The organism is Streptomyces sp. BK340 (assembly GCF_007827595.1).
Taxonomy (GTDB): Bacteria; Actinomycetota; Actinomycetes; order Streptomycetales; family Streptomycetaceae; genus Streptomyces.
Window position 1 is genome coordinate 1 of sequence record NZ_VISR01000010.1, and the last position, 18,537, is coordinate 18,537.

Annotated in this window: 15 protein-coding genes and 2 pseudogenes; 9 read left to right on the plus strand and 8 right to left on the minus strand. The window is 71.9% G+C overall.

Annotated elements, in window-relative coordinates:
- The 3 genes and pseudogenes from FB157_RS47955 to FB157_RS19275 form a co-directional block, all read left to right on the plus strand.
- A pseudogene (locus FB157_RS47955) lies at nt 1-519 on the plus strand (hypothetical protein); the annotation flags it as partial.
- A complete protein-coding gene (locus FB157_RS19270; protein ID WP_145881370.1) occupies nt 519-2,864 on the plus strand; it encodes a DUF4132 domain-containing protein in 2,346 nt (781 codons plus the stop codon). The pseudogene FB157_RS47955 and the gene FB157_RS19270, both read left to right, overlap by 1 nt.
- Complete coding sequence (locus FB157_RS19275) at nt 2,864-3,256, plus strand: hypothetical protein (RefSeq protein ID WP_145881372.1); 393 nt, start codon at nt 2,864-2,866, stop codon at nt 3,254-3,256. Before FB157_RS19270 ends, FB157_RS19275 begins: the two co-directional genes overlap by 1 nt.
- Before the next feature lie 14 nt (nt 3,257-3,270).
- Here FB157_RS19275 and FB157_RS48490 read toward each other — a convergent pair.
- Nucleotides 3,271-3,457 (minus strand): annotated as a pseudogene (locus FB157_RS48490) (alcohol dehydrogenase); the annotation flags it as partial.
- 224 nt (nt 3,458-3,681) lie between these two features.
- Nucleotides 3,682-4,269, minus strand: a complete 588-nt coding sequence (locus FB157_RS19285) for a TetR family transcriptional regulator (RefSeq protein WP_145881374.1) — start codon at nt 4,267-4,269, stop codon at nt 3,682-3,684.
- Nucleotides 4,270-4,370: 101 nt separating this feature from the next.
- Here FB157_RS19285 and FB157_RS19290 point away from each other — a divergent pair, with 101 nt between their 5' ends.
- From FB157_RS19290 to FB157_RS49650, 3 genes are all read left to right on the plus strand, one after another.
- Nucleotides 4,371-5,354, plus strand: a complete 984-nt coding sequence (locus tag FB157_RS19290; RefSeq protein WP_145881376.1) for an aldo/keto reductase — start codon at nt 4,371-4,373, stop codon at nt 5,352-5,354.
- Between the two features lie 85 nt (nt 5,355-5,439).
- Nucleotides 5,440-5,631, plus strand: a complete 192-nt coding sequence (locus FB157_RS19295) for a hypothetical protein (RefSeq protein WP_145881378.1) — start codon at nt 5,440-5,442, stop codon at nt 5,629-5,631.
- Nucleotides 5,632-5,927: 296 nt separating this feature from the next.
- Nucleotides 5,928-6,143 carry a hypothetical protein gene (locus FB157_RS49650; RefSeq protein ID WP_391335977.1) on the plus strand — a complete coding sequence of 72 codons (216 nt, stop codon included), beginning with the start codon at nt 5,928-5,930 and terminating at the stop codon, nt 6,141-6,143.
- Nucleotides 6,144-6,157: 14 nt separating this feature from the next.
- Here FB157_RS49650 and FB157_RS19305 read toward each other — a convergent pair whose 3' ends face one another.
- The 5 genes from FB157_RS19305 to FB157_RS19325 all read right to left on the minus strand — a co-directional run bounded on the left by FB157_RS19305 (nt 6,158) and on the right by FB157_RS19325 (nt 11,567).
- Nucleotides 6,158-7,027 carry a carbohydrate ABC transporter permease gene (locus FB157_RS19305; RefSeq protein WP_145881380.1) on the minus strand — a complete coding sequence of 290 codons (870 nt, stop codon included), beginning with the start codon at nt 7,025-7,027 and terminating at the stop codon, nt 6,158-6,160.
- Nucleotides 7,024-7,992: a carbohydrate ABC transporter permease gene (locus tag FB157_RS19310; RefSeq protein ID WP_145881382.1), complete on the minus strand. Its 969-nt coding sequence runs from the start codon at nt 7,990-7,992 to the stop codon at nt 7,024-7,026. The genes FB157_RS19305 and FB157_RS19310 overlap by 4 nt, the downstream gene beginning before the upstream one ends.
- Complete coding sequence (locus tag FB157_RS19315; protein WP_261386372.1) at nt 7,986-9,338, minus strand: ABC transporter substrate-binding protein; 1,353 nt, start codon at nt 9,336-9,338, stop codon at nt 7,986-7,988. Before FB157_RS19315 ends, FB157_RS19310 begins: the two co-directional genes overlap by 7 nt.
- Nucleotides 9,335-10,321 (minus strand): GNAT family N-acetyltransferase, encoded by a 987-nt coding sequence (locus tag FB157_RS19320; RefSeq protein ID WP_145881384.1) that lies wholly within the window; start codon nt 10,319-10,321, stop codon nt 9,335-9,337. Before FB157_RS19320 ends, FB157_RS19315 begins: the two co-directional genes overlap by 4 nt.
- Nucleotides 10,322-10,394: 73 nt before the next feature.
- Nucleotides 10,395-11,567: a DUF1343 domain-containing protein gene (locus FB157_RS19325; protein ID WP_261386373.1), complete on the minus strand. Its 1,173-nt coding sequence runs from the start codon at nt 11,565-11,567 to the stop codon at nt 10,395-10,397.
- Nucleotides 11,568-11,839: 272 nt separating this feature from the next.
- Here FB157_RS19325 and FB157_RS19330 point away from each other — a divergent pair, with 272 nt between their 5' ends.
- The 3 genes from FB157_RS19330 (at nt 11,840) to FB157_RS19340 (ending at nt 16,653) form a co-directional block, all read left to right on the plus strand.
- On the plus strand, nt 11,840-12,688 hold the full coding sequence (locus tag FB157_RS19330; protein ID WP_145881389.1) for an oxygenase MpaB family protein: 849 nt from the start codon (nt 11,840-11,842) through the stop codon (nt 12,686-12,688).
- A gap of 121 nt (nt 12,689-12,809) precedes the next feature.
- Entirely contained in the window at nt 12,810-15,029 is a 2,220-nt protein-coding gene (locus FB157_RS19335) for a serine/threonine-protein kinase (RefSeq protein WP_145881391.1), read from the plus strand.
- A 64-nt stretch (nt 15,030-15,093) separates the two neighbouring features.
- Nucleotides 15,094-16,653 carry an NAD(P)/FAD-dependent oxidoreductase gene (locus FB157_RS19340; RefSeq protein WP_145881394.1) on the plus strand — a complete coding sequence of 520 codons (1,560 nt, stop codon included), beginning with the start codon at nt 15,094-15,096 and terminating at the stop codon, nt 16,651-16,653.
- Nucleotides 16,654-16,713: 60 nt separating this feature from the next.
- Here the strand turns inward: FB157_RS19340 and FB157_RS19345 are convergent, their stop codons facing one another.
- On the minus strand, nt 16,714-18,480 hold the full coding sequence (locus FB157_RS19345; RefSeq protein ID WP_145881397.1) for a serine hydrolase domain-containing protein: 1,767 nt from the start codon (nt 18,478-18,480) through the stop codon (nt 16,714-16,716).
- Nucleotides 18,481-18,537: the final 57 nt, after the last annotated feature.

Here is an 18,537-nt window from a genome sequence, read left to right on the forward strand (position 1 = left end):
GCGGCCGGACAGTACAGCGCGAAGACAGCCCAGCAGGGCGTCAGTCAGACCCCGAGCCACGACCGCCGGAACCTGAGTATCAGCATCAATGTCAGTCCCCCCTGCCATCATCCCGCCATGCTCTACCACGCCTTGGTGGCCGAATCCCGTAGGGACGACTCGCTGGACGACGTGCGGTCCGCCGCCCTCGATCGCGCGCGCCGGCTCGTCGATCTCCTGGAACGCCAGCGCACGGACCCCCGGTGGGACGTCCCCGCGGCGTTGCGGGGACCGGGGGCCCTGGTCGTCCGCGGAGACTTGGGCACGTACAAGATCCATCTGGGCTCGGCCAACATCCTGATGGAACCCGACGATGCCTACCTGTGCATCGTCCCGGCCGGGCGCAAGGGGGACGGCAAGGTGTTCCTGCCGTTCGAGGACGAACGGCTCTCCCTCATCCTCAGCAAGGCGTTCCTGCTCGCCGCCGACACCAGGATCACCGACGACACGATCCTCCGACAGATCAAGAGGGGCGCCTGATGGACCTCACAGCCCGGCTGACGCGCGCGCTGACCGACCCGGACTTCACACTCGAGGACCAGGACAGGCGCCCGGACCTGTCACAGGTCTCCGACGAGCAGCTCGGCAGCCTGTTCGTGGCGGCCTACCAGGTGAGGGCATCGGCCGCGCAGACGATGGCGACGGTCCGCTTCGCGGTCGAGGACGCGGTCAGGGAACGGCAGCCGCGCTACACGCCCGAGGCGTGCCGCCGCATGTTCGAGGTACTCGTCGAGCGATGCGAGGAGTCCGGCTGGGCCGACCTCACCCTCGGCCTGCGCGCGCTGGAGTCCTGCACAGGGCCGCTGCCCGACGTGTCCGAACCGGCCCGTCGGCTGGTCGGGTTCCGGCTGGAGAAGGAGACCCTGCGTCAGCCGTACGCACTGCTGGCGGTCGCCGGGTTCGCCGGCGACGCGACCCTGCGCTCGGTCGTGGAGCGCCTCTCCCGCGATGTGGGCCCCATAGTCGCCGACGAGATCGCCGTCATGGCCGGTCTCACCCCGGCCGAACGGGCGCTGCTGTCCGACATCGACCGGGAGCACAGGTTCGTCTCGCCGCTCGCGCACACCTGGCGCCGGTCGGCCGACAACCCCGCCTACGTGGCCTTCGCCCGGCGCGCGCTCGAAGCCGCGGCCGACCGCACGGATGCGATCCGGGCGGGTGAGATCCCCTACCGGGCGGACAAGGCGTTCACGGACCGGGAGATCACCTCGCTCGGACAGGCCCTGCGGGTGGCGCTGCTGCGCGACGAGCCCTGGCTGCCGGAGCTGTTCCAGCGGCTGCTGCCCGGCGTCGCCCTCGCTCCGACGGCGGCGAAGACGCTGCCCTCGCAGGCCCTGCTGTACGAAGTGGTCCGCGCCGCACAGGACTTCCCGACACCCGAGCTGGTGACCGCGATCCGCACGGTGCGCCGGACCGTCCGGCACGCCGGGGTGCCCAAGCAACTCGACAAGATGTTCAAGAAGGTCGACGCTGCGCTGGCCGAACGCACCGACGTGGCACTGCGGTTGCCGAGGCTGGGGTTCGACGCCGTGCCCGTCGGCGGCTCCGTCGCCGGCGGCGTCCTGCGCCGCCCGGCCGGTGACTACCAGGCCGTCGTCACGGTCACCGAGACCGCCACGCTGACCTGGGAGAAGGACGGCCGCCCGCTGCGCAGCCTACCGGCGCCGGTACGCCGCGATCATGCGGCTCTGGTCAAGGAGCTGCGCGAGCTGGTGAAGCGCGTCAATGCCCAACTGGTCACCCTCGTACGGGCGTTGGAGGGTGGCTTCGCCGTCGAGGCCGTCCACCCGTACGGCTGGTGGCGCACCGAGCTGGCCGGGCACCCCCTCGCGGGTACCCTCGTACGCCGACTGCTCTGGGAGATCGAGATCGCACCCGGCGAGTGGCGGGCCGTACTGCCCGAGACGGCCGAGCACCTTCCCGACGCGCCCGACGACGCCTCCGTACGGCTCTGGCACCCGCTCCGCTCCGACCCCCGGGCCGTGCGGGCCTGGCGGGACCTGCTCACCGAGCGGTGCATACGGCAGCCCTTCAAGCAGGCGTTCCGCGAGATCTACCTGCTCACTCCGGCCGAGGAGCGGACCCGCGTCTACTCCAACCGCTTCGCCGCCCATCTCGTCCACTACCGCAGGATGTTCGCCCTGTTCCGGGCCCGGGGATGGAAGAGCGACCTGCTCGGCCCCTGGGACGGCGGGGACGGCGACGAGGCCGAACGCACGCTGGCGGCGGGGGAGTGGCGGGTCCGCTTCTTCCACCGCTGGGCCGACTGGGCGGGCGAGGAGGAACTGGCGTCGACCGACCAAGTGCGGTTCCACCGCCGGGTGGAGGGAGTCTGGCGCGAGGCACCGCTCGCCGACGTGCCCCCGCTGGTGTTCAGCGAGGCGATGCGCGACGTGGACCTCTTCGTCGGTGTCACCTCGATCGCCGCCGATCCCGACTGGACCGACGGCGGACCCGAGCGCACCTACTGGGAGCGGGCCGGGTTCGCCGAGCTGACGGCGAGCGCCGAGGCCCGCCGCGACGTCCTGGAACGGATCCTGCCGCGGCTGAGGATCGCCGACCGGTGCACGCTGGAGGGCCGCTTCCTGGTCGTCCGCGGCGAGCTGCGCAGGTACAAGATCCATCTGGGCTCGGCCAACATCCTGATGGAACCGGACGACAGCTACCTGTGCATCGTCCCGGCCGGGCGCAAGGGGGACGGCAAGGTGTTCCTGCCGTTCGAGGACGAACGGCTCTCCCTCATCCTCAGCAAGGCGTTCCTGCTCGCCGCCGACACCGAGATCACCGACGAGACCATCCTCATGCAGATCAAGCGAGGTGCCTGATGGCCACCGTGACATTCCGGGACGAGACCGCGACGGGCAAGCCCGTCACCGAGTGGCAGGTCGCGGGGCTGCCGGAGCGGATGACCGTACGGGAGCTGATCAGGCTCCGGGTCCGGGAGGAGGTCGCCCGGCACAACGTCCGGCCGAACGACCGCTTCAACGGCCTCGTCCGCCCCGACGACGCCGAGACGGAACTGAACGGCTACCGGCTCCGCGAGCCCCGCCGCATCGACTGGGAGCGCCAGGCCGAGATCGCCGAGCGCGCCTTCCTGGCCAACGGGTTCTTCGTGCTGGCCGGCGACCGCCAGGTCGAGGGCCTCGACGAGGTCGTGGATCTCGCCGTCGATCCCGGCCTGGTCTTCATCAAGCTCGTCGCCCTCGTCGGCGGCTGAGCCGTCCTCGTCTGTCAGGCCGGCGACGAGGTGTCGACCACGAAGCGGTAGTGGACAGGCGAGGACCCGGTCGAACGCCTCGTTGATCTTGTCCGCCGGGATCGGCTCGATCTCTGCGCCGATGCCGTGCTCGGCGCAGAAGTCGAGCATCTCCTGAGTCTCGCGGACGCCGCCGAACAGCGATCCGGGGTACGAGCGCCGAACAGGGAGGGCACGTTCACCGCGAGCGGGTTCGCCGGGGGGCGACGTCAGGCCGTGGACGAGCGCCCGGACGGCGGCCGCCAGGGCGTGCGGGCCGGTGCTGTCGGGGAAGACGTGCCCGACGAGAGCAGTGACGTACCGGGAGACGGCCGCACGGCCCACCCCCGTCTTCCCGGCTCGGTTCAGACGCCCGCAGGTGCCGCGGCCGGGCGCCGATGGAGCTGCTACTCCGCGGCGGCCTTCGGCTCGCTGATCCGACGGGCGGCCTCGACGACTGCCGCGCGGTGCTCGGCCAGCCGCTGCGCCGGCCACGATGGACCGCTCTCTGCCGCGTCGGCGCCCTCAGCGGCCCAGAACCATGCCTGGGCCGCGGCGAGCACCATGGTCAGCAGATCTGCGGGCCCCATGTCCCGGGCGAGGTCGCCACGCTGCTGCGCGTCGGCCACTTCGGCGGTCTTACGCGCGAAGGCGCCCGCCTCGAGTTCGGTGGCGGAGGGACGTTCCAGGAGCTTCCACAGGCGTAGGCGCATGAGGTCCGGCCGGGCGACGAGATGGTCGAAGATCGCGCCTGCGTATCCGGGCAGGTCGTCGACGTCGAACGGCACCGCCTCGGCACCCGCCGCCAGGGCCCGTTGCAGAACCTCGTCGAACAACTGCTCTTTGTTGCCGAAGTAGGCGTAGATCAGCCGTTTGTTCGCCCCCGCGGCCTCGGCGATCCGGTCCACCCGGGCCCCGGCGATGCCGTAGGCGGCGAATTCGTTGAAGGCGGCGTCGAGCAGCCGGGCTTTGGTGGCGCTGGAGTCCCGTGGCATGTCCACCACCCTAGCAAGTAACTATCTAGTTATTGACATAGGCGATCCACGGGTTTACGGTCATGTATCTATCCAGTTAGTTACGGAATTGAGGAGTCACTGTGGAACAGCGCGCACTGGGCACCCGGGGTCTGACCGTCGGAGCCCAAGGGCTCGGCTGCATGGGCATGAGCGCCTTCTACGGCGCCACCGACGAGGCCGAGTCGCTGGCCACCGTCGAGCGGGCGCTCGAGCTGGGCGTCACTCTGCTGGACACCGCCGAGAGCTACGGCCCGTTCGTCAACGAGCAGCTCCTCGGCAAGGCACTGGCCGGGCGCCGGGACGCTGCCGTCCTCGCCACCAAGACCGGTGTCGAGATCACCGACGACGGCCGGGCGATCGGCCTGAACGGCCGGCCCGAGTACGTACGCAGGGCCCTCGAACGTTCGCTGCGGCATCTGGGCACCGACCACGTCGACCTGTACTACCTGCACCGCATCGACCCCGAGGTGCCGATCGAGGACACCGTCGGCGCACTGGCCGAGCTGGTCGCCGAGGGCAAGATCCGTCACATCGGCGTGAGCGAGGCGTCCGCGCGGACGATCCGGCGCGCCCATGCCGTACACCCGCTCACCGCTGTCCAGACCGAGTACTCGCTCTTCGAGCGCGGAATCGAACACAACGGGGTGCTCGACACCCTGCGTGAACTGGGGATCGGCATGGTCGCGTACTCCCCGCTCGGGCGTGGCTTCCTGTCCGGCGCCATCACCAGTCCCGACGACTTCGCCGAGGACGACTGGCGGCGTACCGACCCGCGCTTCCAGGGCGAGAACTTCGATCGCAACCTCGACGTCGTGCGCGAGGTCCGCCGCATCGCCGCCGCCAAGGACGTCACGCCTTCCCAGCTGGCGCTCGCCTGGGTCCAGCACCAGGGCGCGATCGCCATCCCGGGCACCAAGCGCCGCCGCTACCTGGAGGAGAACGTCGCCGCGACCGAGGTGACGCTCACCGCCGAGGACATAGCCGCGATCGAGGCGGTCGCCCCGCACGGCGCGGTCACCGGCGACCGCTACGCACCCCAGTTCATGGGGACGCTCGACGGCTGAGCCGCCACACCCTCGACCCGTCCCGTCACGGGGCAGGAGCGCCCCGCACACAGCCCCCCCCACGCCCCCGAAGAGCGACGTGGACGTGCCCGGCGTCGCTCGGCTGAAAGACGGTTCGCTGCTGCGGAACCTCGCCGCGGAAGGACTGTCCGCCGAGGCCATCGCCGCGGTCGAGATCGCTGCCGGGCACTTCACGGACGACGTACTCGGGCGTGTCACGTCAGTGGGCGACGGGCACGCGTGGACTCCCGTCGGCGCCTCGCCGACTTCCCGGTGAACCGGCCCGAAAGGCCACTCGAGTCATCCGGGTCAGGAGACTCGTCCGCTGTCCGAACCGCAGACGCCCCACACCTTCGGGGCAAGCACGACCGCCGCCCAGGTCATCGACGCCGTCGACCTTCACGGCCGCCGGGCCGTGGTGACCGGAGCCAGTTCCGGAATCGGGGTGGAGTCGGCCCGGGCGCTCGCCGCGGCTGGTGCCGAGGTCACCCTGGCCGTGCGGACACCGACGCCGGTGCCCGCGTGGCGGCGCGCCTGGAGGCAGTACTGCCTCCCACGTCAGGGGAGTTGTTGGTGGAACGGCTCGACCTGGCCGACCGGTCGACGGTTGCGGCGTTCGTGGCGGCCTGGCAGGGCCCGCTGCACATCCCGGGCAACAACGCCGGAGTGGTGGCCCCGCCGGAACTCGTCCGTACCGCCGACGGGCGGGAGCTGCAGTTCGCCGTCAACCACCGAAGCAGTGGTGCTGCGACCCACGGCTCCCCACCCTCCCCCGGCACGCCACTGTGATCCGAGGGCATGACCTACTTGAGCCCGCTCAGCATGACGCCACGGATGTAGTACTTCTGCAGCAGCAGGAAGAGGACCAGGACCGGCAGGATGCTCAGGACGAGTCCGGCCATGACGATGGGCATCGTGCGGGTCGGGTCGACATAGTCCTGCAGAAGCTGGATGCCGACGGGCAGGGTCATCACGTCCGGGTCGGCGGTCGAGACGAGCAGTGCCCAGATGTACTCGTTCCAGGCGTCGACGAAGGTCAGCAGCCCGAGCGTCACCAGCACCGGCTTGGTCTGCGGCACCACGATCCGCCACCACACGGCGAACTCGCCGGCCCCGTCGATGCGCGCGGCCTCCAGGACCTCGTCCGGGATCGAGACCATGAACTGGCGCATCAGGAAGATCCCGAAGCCGTTGACGAGGAAGGGCATGGCGAGCGCCACGATGCTGACGGTCAGGCCCGCGCCCCCGCGCCCGAACAGGTCGTTGCCCCCGGCCAGGGGCCAGTGCACCAGGATCAGGAAGTGCGGGATGAAGAAGAGGAACGGCGGGAACATCATCGTCGACAGCACCAGGCGGAAGATGAAGTTCCGTCCGGGGAAGCGGAGTTTGGCGAGCGCGTAGCCCGCGAGCGACGACGTGAGCAGCACCGATCCGGTGATCACGGCGGTGGCGACGACGCTGTTGCGGAAGAGCACCGGCAGATCGAGCTGGTCGATCGCCGCCCGGTAGTTGGACAGGTCGAACGCCTCGGGCAGGAACCGGTACGGCAGTGTGCCGGACTCGCCGGGCCCCTTGAAGGACGTCATCACCATGTCGAGGAAGGGCACCACCGTGAGCACGGCGCCGGTCACGACCAGCAGATACGAGAACCACGGGAAACGGCGGCGGTTCATGCGTCCTCCCCCTTTCGCCGGAAGATCCACAACTGCGCCAGCGTGACCAGGAGGACCACCACGAACAGCACGAACGCGGCGGCGCTGGCGGTGCCCCAGTCTCCGTACGAGAAGGCCTGCCGGTACATCTCCAGCGCGGCGACATCGGTCGCGTCACCCGGCCCGCCCTTGGTCATCACGATGATCAGCGCGAACGACTGCAGCCCGGTGAGGAACTGGGTGATGCACACGAACAGCAGGGACGGCCGCAGCAGCGGCAGCGTGATCTTCCGGAAGACGGTGACGGGCCCGGCGCCGTCGAGCGCGGCGGCCTCGTAGTACGACTCGGGAATGGACTTCAGTCCTGCGGTCAGGATGAGGATCGCCGAGCCGACCGATGCCCAGGCCTGTACGACCACGACTGAGGGCAGCGCGGTGTCCGGATCCTGGAGGAACGCCACCGAGTCGAGCCCGAGGGCGTTGAGGACGCCGTTGACGAGTCCGCCCGGTTCGTACATGTACTTCCACACGTTGCCGACGGCGACGACGGTCGTGACGATCGGCAGGAAGTACAGCGTGCGCCACAGCCCCTGGAACCGCAGGTTGTCGATACAGGTGGCGACGACCACGGAGCCGGCGAGCGCGAGGGCCACCGTGCCCAGGGCGAACAGCAGCGTGTTGGTGAGGACCGGGGCCAGGAACGTCGAACCGTCCGCGAAGAGACCGGTGAAGTTGTCCAGTCCGACCGGATCGATGTCGCCGAGGTCGAAACCGGCCCAGCGGGACGTGGACAGCAGCAGCGCGAAGCCGAGCGGCAGGATCAGGAAGACCGCGAAGAACAGCAGCGTCGGTGCCAGGAAGAGATAGCCGACGACCGCCTGGCGGCGCCGGCGCCGGGCCGGACCGCGGCGGCCGTCGACCGCGGGTCCGGCGGAGCGCGGGCCGGGCACTCGCTCGGTCGTCTCCGGCGCCAGGGCGTTCACCATGAGCGCGACACCTCCTGATCGACCTGACGGCGGGTGGTGCGCAGCGCCTCGTCGACCGACTGCTGACCGGTCCACAACGCCTCGATGTTCTTGCGCAGCAGCGACTTGGCCTGCTGCGCGCCCGGCACGTTCGGCTCCGGCACCGCGTAGGCCAGTGCGTCCAGGAACGGGCGCAGGTTCGGATCACCGCCCGCGCCGAGAAGGGTCCGCATGTCGTCGGCACGGCCGGTCAGGGAGCCGACCGACACCTGCAGCGTGCTCATCCGGGTCGCCGTCGCGCCCTCCCCGGCGCTCTTCACGCCCACCTTCTCGGTGTTGAGCCAGCGCAGGAACTCCCAGGCCTCGCGGGGGTGTTCACTGGCCGCGTTGACGCCCAGCATGAAGCCGGTGGAGAGCGTGGCGCGTCTGTCGCCCACCGCGGGGACGGGTACGGGCGCGACGCCGACATCCCGGTAGTCCTTGCCCATCAGGCCCTTGAGGTCCGCGGTCCACCAGCCGGCGCTGACCACCATGGCCACCTGCCCGGACGCGAACGCCTTGTACACGTTGACGCCGGGCGAGCTCGCACCTTCGGTGACCAGGCGGTGCTCCAGATCGAACACGGCCCGGCCGGCCGGGGAGTCGATGGCGGTGCTTCTGCCGTCCCCGGAGACGAACCTTCCGCCGGCGGCGTTGAGCAGGGCGAGCGTCTGGCCGACGGTGGTCGAGTCGTCGTAGGTGGACAGCCCGAACCCCTGGACCAGTGTGTTGCCGTACCGGTCCCGCCTGGCGGTGCGGTAGGCCGTCTGCTCCAGCTCCCGCCAGGTGCGCGGAGGTCCGGCGACACCGGCCTCGCGCAGCAGCCGCTTGTTGTAGTAGAGGGCGTACGTCTGTACCTCGGTGGGGTAGCCGTACACCGTGCCGCCCACCGACGCGGCGCCGACCGCGGCCCCGCCGTAGCCGCGCCTGATCTCCTCGGCGTGCTCGGACGGAGCGGGCCGCAGCACACCGGCCCGGACGAGCTGGCCGTTCCACAGGCAGTACGGGTGGAGGATGTCGGCGCCCTGGCCCGCGGCCTGCCGGACCATCAACGTGGTCAGCAGATCCGTGAACTCGACCGCCTTCGTCCGTACCTTGACCCGGTCGTGCGTGGCGTTCCACTCGTCGACCGGGCCCTGCAGAGCATCCTTCAGCTCCCCGCTCGCGTAGTGGGAGAGCAGGGTGAGCACGATCGGGTCCCCCGGCCGCCCGGTGCCCCGGTACGGCGCGGCGCACCCGGCGGTGAGCAGCGCCGAGGGGAGCACCAGGGCGAAGCGGCGGCGGCTCAGGCCATCTGCGGCCCGGGTGCGGCGTGACGGCGACGTCATCGGGCGGCCTCCCGGCGCAGCACACGGAACACCCGGGTCGTGGTGAATCCGGCCCGGCGGTACAGATGGCCCGCCGGGGACCGCTCGCCGGTCCACAGGAACCACGCGGAGTGCGCACCCCGCGCCCGCATCCGCTCCAGGACCAGGTGCAGCAGGACCTTGCCGAGCCCGGTGCCGCGCATCTCCTCCAGCACACCGAACGGCCCGAACCGCTCGTCCGCCGACTCGTACGCGCCGTGCATCGCCCAGCCGACCAGGCGGCCCGCGGGGTCCCGGGCGACGACGATCCGGTCGAGCGGCGTGCCCGTGGCCAGGCACTCCCGGATCGCGCGCGCCCAGTCCGGGTTGAAGCGGTTCCCGGCGAGCCTGATCAGTTCCACCAGGTCGTCGTCGGACGGGGTGGCGAACCGGTGGCCCCGCGCCGTCAGCTCGTCCGCGCGGCACGCGACTTCCTCCGGGAGGCGATAGCCGACCAGGCTGCGGTCCATCGCCGCCGCCTCGTACAGCGTGCGAAAGCCCAAGGACCCGAGGAGCTCGGCCGCTTCCGGGTACGCCTCGGCGTCCAGGCCCGGCAGGACGTAGTTCGGTGTGTACGAGGAGAAGTCCACCCGGGTACGGCCGTGGCCGTGCAGCCAGTCGACGGCATCGGTCAGCAGCCGTCGGCCGAGGCCGCGCCCGCGGGCGGCCGGGTCGACGAAGAAGAACGGGATCCAGCCCTGCTCCGGCTCCAGGTCGGTGCCGCTCATCGGCACCAGACGGCGCACCGCGTAGGCCGCGCCGAGGACACGGCCACCGTCGACGGCGACCCTGAGTCCCTCGGGATCGAAGTTGGCGTCGAGCAGCACCAGGGAGCGGAAGCGGTCCGGGGTGATCGGGTCGGCCGGCACGCTCCGGCGCCACGCCTCCACCAGCCGCGGGCCGTCGCCCGCGCGAAAGCCACGGATCCCGGCCCGGGATCCGGTCGTCGTCGTGCGATCGGTCATCGACGGTTGTCCTTCCGGGACGGAGTTGTCCTTCCGGGCAGAGCTGTGGGCAGCGGCGGTGGGGCCGGAGGTCTCACGGGTAGAGCAGCACGCCGTCTCCGGCCCACCGGCCGGGCGGCGTCGGCGGATCGCACAGCGGCAGCGGGTCGTCGCCCGCGTCGACGGTGTGCCGCAACCGGTCGGACCCCCACAGCAGGTCGACGAAGTGACGATGGCCGGTCCCCTCCGTGCCCGCGTCCTCGGTGCGCCAGGCGAAGTCGTCCGGGTACAGCCGGCGCAGCGTGGCCAGCATCGCGACGGCGGTGCGCACGGGAGCGAACAGCTCGCGGTCGGTGATGTGGAGCTGGACCCCGCGCAGTGGCCGTCCGGCGTGTTTGTGGAAGGCCGGTACGAACCGCAGATCACGGAAGCGCACTCCGGGCAGGGCGAGTTCGGCGAGCGAGGGCGCGAACCGCGCGTCGATGTACGGGGCCCCGACGATCTCGAAGGGCTGCGTGGTGCCACGGCCCTCCGACAGATTCGTGCCCTCGAACAGGCAGGTGCCGGGGTAGACGGTCGCGGTGGCGGGCGTCGGCATGTTCGGCGAGGGCGCGACCCACGGCAGGCCGGTGGCTTCCGCGCCCGTGTCGCGCCGCCAGCCGACAGCCTCGATCACCGTCAAGTCGGCAGCGACGCCCGCCACTTGGGGCACGTCCGACGTGTTGAGATGCCGGGCGAGTTCGCCGCAGGTGAGGCCGTGCCGGACGGGGATCGGGGCGCGCCCGACGAAGCTGGCCCACGCCGGGTCGAGCAGCGGGCCCTCGCTGACGAGCCCGCCGAGGGGATTCGGCCGGTCGGCGACCACGAACCGTAGGCCGGTACGGGCCGCCGCGGCCATCAGGTCGAACATGGTCCACACGTAGGTGTAGAAGCGGGCCCCGATGTCCTGCAGGTCGTACACCAGTGCGTCGACGCCGCTGTCGATCAGGAGCTTGTCGAGACGCTCGCCGACGCATCCGTAGGTGTCGTGGACCGGCAGGCCGGTGGCGGGGTCCGTCCCGGCGTCCTCGCTCTCGCCGGCCTGGCCGGTCCCGTGCAGTCCGTGCTCGGGTCCGAACAGCGCGACCAGCCGCGCGCCGGTCTCGAGCAGCGCGTGCGCGGCCGGGCGCAGGTCGGGGAGGACGCCGGTGTGGTTGGTCACCAGCCCGAGCCGGCCGGGCCCGGCGAGTCCGGGCGACGCGTGCAGCCGTGCGATCCCGGTCGTCACCGGGACTCGGTCGTCCGTGCCCATCCTTTGCCCCCGTCTGCCGGTGACATCTCCAAGCGATGGTCGGAAATGTACGTGCATGCCCATGAATTTTGCTGGATTTACCGACAGCTCGCGCCGACGGTGCCCCGCGGCATCGCCCCGGCGACGCCCGTGGCCCGCTCACCGGCGCCGGCACCGAGACGTTCCGGCTGTGCGCCGAGAGTCCGTGACCGGCGGTACCGCTCCGCTCCGCGGCCGTGGCATCGTGGTCGCAGGGCGGAGGTGACCCCATGACCGATGCCGACCCGGGGCTGTTCGGCCCCTCCTCGGTGACCTGGCAGATGCACGGCGACCCGATGATGTGGGTCGCCGGCGTCCGCGCGCTGTACCTCCAGGCGCTGCACCCGCGCGCCGTGCGCGGCGTCATGCAGAACTCCGACTTCCGGCGTGACGCCTGGGGCCGGCTCATGCGCACCGCCGACTTCGTCGGCACCACGACGTACGGCACCGGTGAGGCGGCCGAGCGGGCCGGTGCCCGGGTACGGAAGATCCACAGCATGCTCCGGGCGCGCGACCCGGACACCGGGGAGCGGTACGGCGTGGACGAGCCCGAGCTGCTGCTGTGGGTGCACTGCGCGGAGATCGACTCCTACGTGCACGTCCTGCGCCGCTCCGGATACCCGCTCACCGACGCCCAGGCCGACCGGTACATCGCCGAACACCGCGTCAGCGCCCGCCTGGTGGGGCTCGACCCGGACGCCGTGCCGGCAGGCCGGACCGAGATGGCCGCGTACTTCGAGAAGGTGCGGCCGGGACTGGCCGTGGGGCCCGAGGCACGCGCGGTGGACGACTTCCTCCTCCGCCCGCCGACGCATCCCCTCCTGGTTCCGGCGCGCGAGGTGCTGTGGCGGCGCGTGGCGCAGCTGGCGTACGCCTCCCTGCCCCCGTACGCCCACGAGTTGTACGGCAGACCGGCCCCCCGACCCGCCGTCGTGACCCGCCGACTGCGGGCCACGGGCGCCCTGCTGCGGTGCGTTCCCGCACGTCTGCGCTGGCAGCTGCCGCCCAAACACATCCTGCGGGCCATGGCGAGGCTCGGTCCGGACGCCCGACCCGCACCGTACAAACTGGGGCGATAGGCCGCCATACTGGACGAGCAGGGGGGTGTGTCATGGACCGGGCCGCGTCGTACGCGGTCGCGGCACGCGGCGATGTCCCCCCGGGGGGCGGGGCGGACTGCGACGGGGGCGACGGCGCGCAATGGGGGAGAACGGGCTGATTCAGGGCCGGTACCGGCTGCTCGACCTGATCGGGCGGGGCGGGATGGGGGAGGTGTGGCGGGCCCGCGACGAGTCCCTGGGACGGCAGGTCGCGGTGAAGTGCCTCAAGCCGCTCGGCCCTCAGCACGACCCGTCCTTCACCCGTGTCCTGCGGGAGAGGTTCCGCCGGGAGGCCAGAGTGGCCGCCGCGCTCTCGCACCGCGGAGTGACCGTCATCCACGACTTCGGCGAGTCCGACGGCGTCCTCTACCTCGTGATGGAGCTGCTGGAAGGACGCGACCTGAGCCGGCTCCTGGAGGACAACAAGGGGCATCCGCTGCCCGTGGACGACGTGATCGACATCGCGGAACAGGTGACCGCCGCCCTCGCCTACACCCATCAACAGGGCATCGTGCACCGTGACCTGAAGCCCGCCAACATCGTGCGTCTGACCGACGGCACCGTGAAGATCTGCGACTTCGGCATAGCCCGCCTGGGCCACGACATCGGCTTCACCGCCCGTCTCACCGGCACCGGCATCGCCATGGGCACGCCGCACTACATGTCCCCGGAACAGATCGGCGGCACCGAGGTCGACCAGCGCAGCGACCTGTACTCGCTGGGCTGCGTCCTGTACGAGATCGCCACCGGGGCGCCGCCGTTCGACCTGGACGACGCCTGGGCGATCCTCATCGGCCACCGTGACACCCCGCCCCGCCCGCCCCGCACCCACCGTCCGGAACTGCCCGGCCCCTTCGAACGGATCGTCCTCGACCTGCTGGCCAAACTGCCCGAGGAACGGCCGTACGACGCCCGTGAGCTGGGACGTCGCCTGGCCGCGGGGCGTACGGCGGCCACGTATGTGCCGACGGTCGTGACAGGACGTCCGGGCGCCGGTGCGACGGCTCCGCACGAGACACGCCTGCCGGCGTGGACCCGGGGCATGACGACCGGCCACAAGGCGGTCGGTGCCGGACTGCGCGCCGTCCCGCCGGACCCCGGCGCGGCCCTGAGCGGCGCCTGGACCGCCGGGGCCCGGGTCGCCGTCCTCTCCCGGCCGGCACCGGACGCCGTCGCCGCCCTCACCGCACGGCACCACGAGGGCCTCGGCCTGGCCCGGCGCGGCCGCTGGGCCGAGGCACGCGACGTGCACCTGACGGTCGCCGCCGAACGGGCGGAGCTCCTCGGCCCGGACCACCCCGACACCCTCGCCAGCCGCTACGAGGCCGCCTTCACCCTCAGCCGCACCGGCCGAGCCGCCCACGCGCTGCGCGCCTACACCGACGTCGCCGCGGCCAGGGCGCGCGTCCTCGGTCCCGAGCACCCGGACACGCTGGCCGCACGCCAGGAGACAGCCTACGTACTGGGCCAGTTGGGCCGCCACTTCGAGGCCCACCAGGGCTACACCTCGGTCCTGGCCGCCCGGATGCGCGTCATGGGCCCCGAGCATCCCGACACCCTGCGCTGCCGCCACAACCTCGCCTTCAACCTCAGCCGGCTCGGGCGCCTCGAGGACTCGTACCGGATGGCCCTCGACGTGGCCGCAGCCCGCGCCCGGGTGCTCGGCCCCGACCACCCCGACACCCTCGTCACCCGCTACGAAGTCGCCTACGCCCTCGGCCAGCTGGGCCGCTGGGACGAGGCGCTGCGCACCTACCGGGAGGTCGCCGACGCCCGCGCCCGCACCCTCGGCGCCGACCACCCGGACACCCTCGCCGCCCGCTACGAGGCCGGTATCAGCCTGGGCCGGCTCGGCCGCAGCGCGGACGCCCTGCGCCTCTACCGCGACCTGATCGAGGACCGCACCCGTGTCCAGGGGCCCACCCACCCCGAGACCCTGCGCGCCCGCCACGGCCTGGGCGTCAACCTCGGCCGCCTCGACCGCTGGGAGGAGGCCCTCGCCGAGGCCCGCGACGTGTGCGCGCTGCGCGAACGCGTCCTCGGCGCCGACCACCCGGACACCCTGGTCAGCCGGCGCGAGGTCGCCGTCGCCCTGGGCTGGCTGGGCCGCTGGGCGAACGCGCTCACCGAGTACCGGAGGGTCGCCGCGGCCCGCGAACGCGTCCTCGGGCCCGACCATCCCGACACCCTCGCCAGCCGCAACGACGAGGCCCACTGCCTGGAACAGCTCGGCCGCGGGGCCGAGGCCGTGGAGCTGTACCGCAGGGTCGCCGTACTGAGCCGGCAACGGGCGTCCGGCGGACAGCGCCCCGCACCCTGACCCACGCGCCGACACGTCCGGCATGCCTCTGGCCGACGTAGATCATCACGTGTTACGAAGAACCATGCCTGCCAACGAGGGAACCCGGACGTACGACGCCGTCATCATCGGCGGCGGCCACAACGGCCTTGTCGCCGCCGCCTACCTGGCCCGGGCCGGCCGCTCCGTGCTGCTGCTGGAACGGCTCGGCCACACCGGCGGCGCCGCCGTCTCCACCCGCCCGTTCGCCGGGGTGGACGCCCGTCTGTCGCGCTACTCCTACCTGGTCAGCCTGCTGCCGTCGAAGATCGTGCGTGACCTCGGTCTCGACTTCCGGGTCCGCGGGCGCACCATCTCCTCGTACACCCCCGTGGAGCGCGGCGGCCGGCCCACCGGACTCCTCGTCGGCGGCGGGGAGCAGCGCACCCGGGAGGCCTTCGCCCGGCTGACCGGCGGCGAGCGCGAGTACGACACCTGGCAGCGCTTCTACGGCATGACCGGCCAGGTCGCCCAGCGCGTCTTCCCGACCCTCACCGAGCCCCTGCCCACCCGGGACGAGCTGCGCCGCCGCATCGACGACGACACCGCCTGGCGGGCCCTGTTCGAGGAGCCGATCGGCGTCGCAGTCGAGGAGAACTTCTCCGACGACCTGGTCCGGGGCATCGTCCTCACCGACGCGCTGATCGGCACCTTCGCCGACGCGCACGACACCTCCCTGGCCCAGAACCGCTGCTTCCTCTACCACGTCATCGGCGGCGGAACCGGAGCCTGGGACGTGCCCGTCGGCGGCATGGGTGCCCTCACCGACGCCCTGGCCACCGCCGCGCGCGAGGCGGGCGCGGAACTCGTGACCGGACACGAGGCGGTCCGTATCGACACCGACGGCCACACCGCCGAGGTCACCTACCGCACGGCCGACGGCGAGGGCGTCGCCGCCGCACGGCACGTCCTGGTGAACGCCTCCCCGCAGGAACTGGCCGCCCTGACGGGGGACTCCGCGCCCGAGCCCGCCGAGGGCGCCCAGCTCAAGGTCAACATGCTGCTCACGCGCCTCCCCAAGCTACGGGACCCGGCCGTCGACCCCCGCGAGGCCTTCGCCGGCACCTTCCACATCGCCGAGGGCTACCAGCAACTGGCCACCGCCCACGCCCAGGCCGCCGCCGGTGAACTCCCCAGCGCGCCGCCCTCGGAGATCTACTGCCACTCCCTGACCGACCCCACCATCCTCGGCCCCGAACTCGCCGAGCGCGGCTACCAGACACTGACCCTGTTCGGCCTGCACACCCCCGCCCGGCTGTTCGCCCGGGACAACGACGCCGTGCGCGAGGAACTGCTGAAGTCCACCCTCGCCCAGCTCGACGCACACCTCGCCGAACCCCTCACCGACTGCCTCGCCACGGACGCCGACGGCCGCCCCTGCATCGAGGCGAAGACCCCGCTGGACCTCGAACGAGACCTGCGCCTGCCCGGCGGCAACATCTTCCACCGCGCCCTGTCCTGGCCCTACACCCAGGAGGACACCGGCCGCTGGGGCGTCGAGACCCGGCACGGCAACATCCTGCTGTGCGGCGCGGGCGCGGTGCGCGGGGGAGGGGTGAGCGGGGTCCCCGGGCACAACGCGGCCATGGCGGTGCTGGAGGGGTAGCCCGCGGTTCAACCCGCGGCCTGTCGGCCCGGCCGACCGGTGACCGCCCCGCCGCGGGCGTCAGTCGGCCGAGGCCGTCCACCCCACCGCCGTGATCCGGGCCGCGTCGGCCGGCCGGGTCTCGTCGAACACGACCGCGCCGTCGGCCTCGACGCGCGATGCGTCCACGTAGGCCCCGCGGCCGACGTACAGCCGGTCCGTGGTGTACCGCCAGCGCACGGCCAGTTGCCGGGCGGAGGGCAGCTCGGCGGTCACCCGGTGCCAGACCCGTCCGGACCAGCCGGTCACCGAGCCCGCGGTGTGTTCCTGCGGTTCCGTGCCCGGGCTCGTGGTGGTGAACGGCACCGGCTGCCAGGTGGTGCCGCCGTCCGAGGCGGCCTCCAGGACGAGGACGTCCGAGGCGGGCTCGATGTCCCACCACAGGGCGCAGCACAGCCGTGCGTCACCGGGCGAGGTGTCGAGCGAGGGCAGGGTCAGGGTCGCCGTCGTGGCGTCGGCCGTTCCGGAGAACCAGGCGGTACGGCCACGGGCCGGGCGGACCGGTACGGCGCGGGCCAGACGGTTGCCGGCGGCGACCCGGGGAGCGGACCCCGACCGCCACGTACGCACCGGGTGAACGGAGTTGCCCAGCACCACGAGGAAGGAGTCGGTCGTCGGATCGAGTACGAGCGAGGTTCCGGTGAAGCCGGTGTGGCCCGCGGTGTGCGGGGTGGCCATCGCGCCCATGTACCAGTGCTGGTAGAGCTCGAAGCCGAGACCGTGGTCGTGGCCGGGGAAGGCGGTGTTGAAGTTGGTGAACATCAGGTCCACCGACTCCGGCTCCAGGATGCGGGTACGGCCGTGGACGCCGCGGTCGAGCAGCGTGCGGCCGAGGACCGCGAGGTCCCAGGCGCAGGAGAACACCCCCGCGTGACCCGCCACTCCACCGAGGCTGAACGCGTTCTCGTCGTGCACCTCGCCCCACACCAGCCCGCGGTCCAGCCCCGACCAGGGCGGGCGGGCGACCTCAGTGGCGGCGATCGTCGGTTTCCACGACGCGGGCGGGTTGTAGCGGGTGCGGTCCAGGCCGAGCGGAGCGGTGATCTCCTCGCGCAGGAGGACGTCGAGGGCGCGGCCGGTGACCTTCTCCAGGACGAGCTGGAGGGAGATCAGGTTGAGATCCGAGTAGAGGTAGACCGTGCCGGGCGGGTTGAGCGGCGTCTCGTTCCAGATGAGGCGCAGCTTCTCCTCGTGCGTCGGCGCGTTGTAGAGCGGGATCCAGGCACGGAAACCCGAGGTGTGGGTGAGCAGTTGACGGATCGTGACGTCCTGCTTGCCGGCCTGGCCGAAGTCCGGAAGGTACGAGGCGACGGTCGCCTCCAGTTCCAGGGTCCCGCGCTCCAGCTGCTGCACCGCGAGGAGCGAGGTGAAGAGCTTGGAGACCGAGGCGAGGTCGAAGACCGTGTCCGCGGACATCGGGATCTGCTGGTCGGCCGGGAACTCGATCCCGGTGTCGGTCCTGTCGTCGTATCCCGCGTAGCGCACCGCCATGCCGATCGGCTGGTGCAGCGCCACGGTCGCTCCCCGTCCGGCGAGCAGGACGGCGCCCGCGTACCAGGGGTGCTTGGGGGAGGGGCCGAGAAACGCCTCCGCATCGGTGACGAGCCGGCGCAGATGCGTGGCCAGGAGCCCGGCCTGTTCCGGGGAGCCGTGCCGCAGGGTGCGGTGGCCGGAGGCGGACGCGGCCTCGGCCGGGCCGGCCGGGAAGCCGGCGAGAGTGAGGGCGCCGCCCAGGGTCAGGGCACCCAGTTGACGGCGGGTGAGTCTGTTGGCCACCTCATCGGTCATCGTGAAACTGTCCTGTCGGGTGCGGGAGGTGTCAACGAGGCATACGCGCCATCCAGG

What these genes read in the sequence shown, in the direction of transcription:
- FB157_RS19270 (WP_145881370.1), top strand. Translation starts at nt 519, where the DNA reads ATGGACCTCACAGCCCGGCTGACGCGCGCGCTGACCGACCCGGACTTC.
- FB157_RS19275 (WP_145881372.1), top strand. Translation starts at nt 2,864, where the DNA reads ATGGCCACCGTGACATTCCGGGACGAGACCGCGACGGGCAAGCCCGTC.
- FB157_RS19285 (WP_145881374.1), bottom strand. Translation starts at nt 4,269, where the DNA reads ATGCCACGGGACTCCAGCGCCACCAAAGCCCGGCTGCTCGACGCCGCC.
- FB157_RS19305 (WP_145881380.1), bottom strand. Translation starts at nt 7,027, where the DNA reads ATGAACCGCCGCCGTTTCCCGTGGTTCTCGTATCTGCTGGTCGTGACC.
- FB157_RS19310 (WP_145881382.1), bottom strand. Translation starts at nt 7,992, where the DNA reads ATGGTGAACGCCCTGGCGCCGGAGACGACCGAGCGAGTGCCCGGCCCG.
- FB157_RS19315 (WP_261386372.1), bottom strand. Translation starts at nt 9,338, where the DNA reads ATGACGTCGCCGTCACGCCGCACCCGGGCCGCAGATGGCCTGAGCCGC.
- FB157_RS19320 (WP_145881384.1), bottom strand. Translation starts at nt 10,321, where the DNA reads ATGACCGATCGCACGACGACGACCGGATCCCGGGCCGGGATCCGTGGC.
- FB157_RS19330 (WP_145881389.1), top strand. Translation starts at nt 11,840, where the DNA reads ATGACCGATGCCGACCCGGGGCTGTTCGGCCCCTCCTCGGTGACCTGG.
- FB157_RS19335 (WP_145881391.1), top strand. Translation starts at nt 12,810, where the DNA reads ATGGGGGAGAACGGGCTGATTCAGGGCCGGTACCGGCTGCTCGACCTG.
- FB157_RS19340 (WP_145881394.1), top strand. Translation starts at nt 15,094, where the DNA reads ATGCCTGCCAACGAGGGAACCCGGACGTACGACGCCGTCATCATCGGC.
- FB157_RS19345 (WP_145881397.1), bottom strand. Translation starts at nt 18,480, where the DNA reads ATGACCGATGAGGTGGCCAACAGACTCACCCGCCGTCAACTGGGTGCC.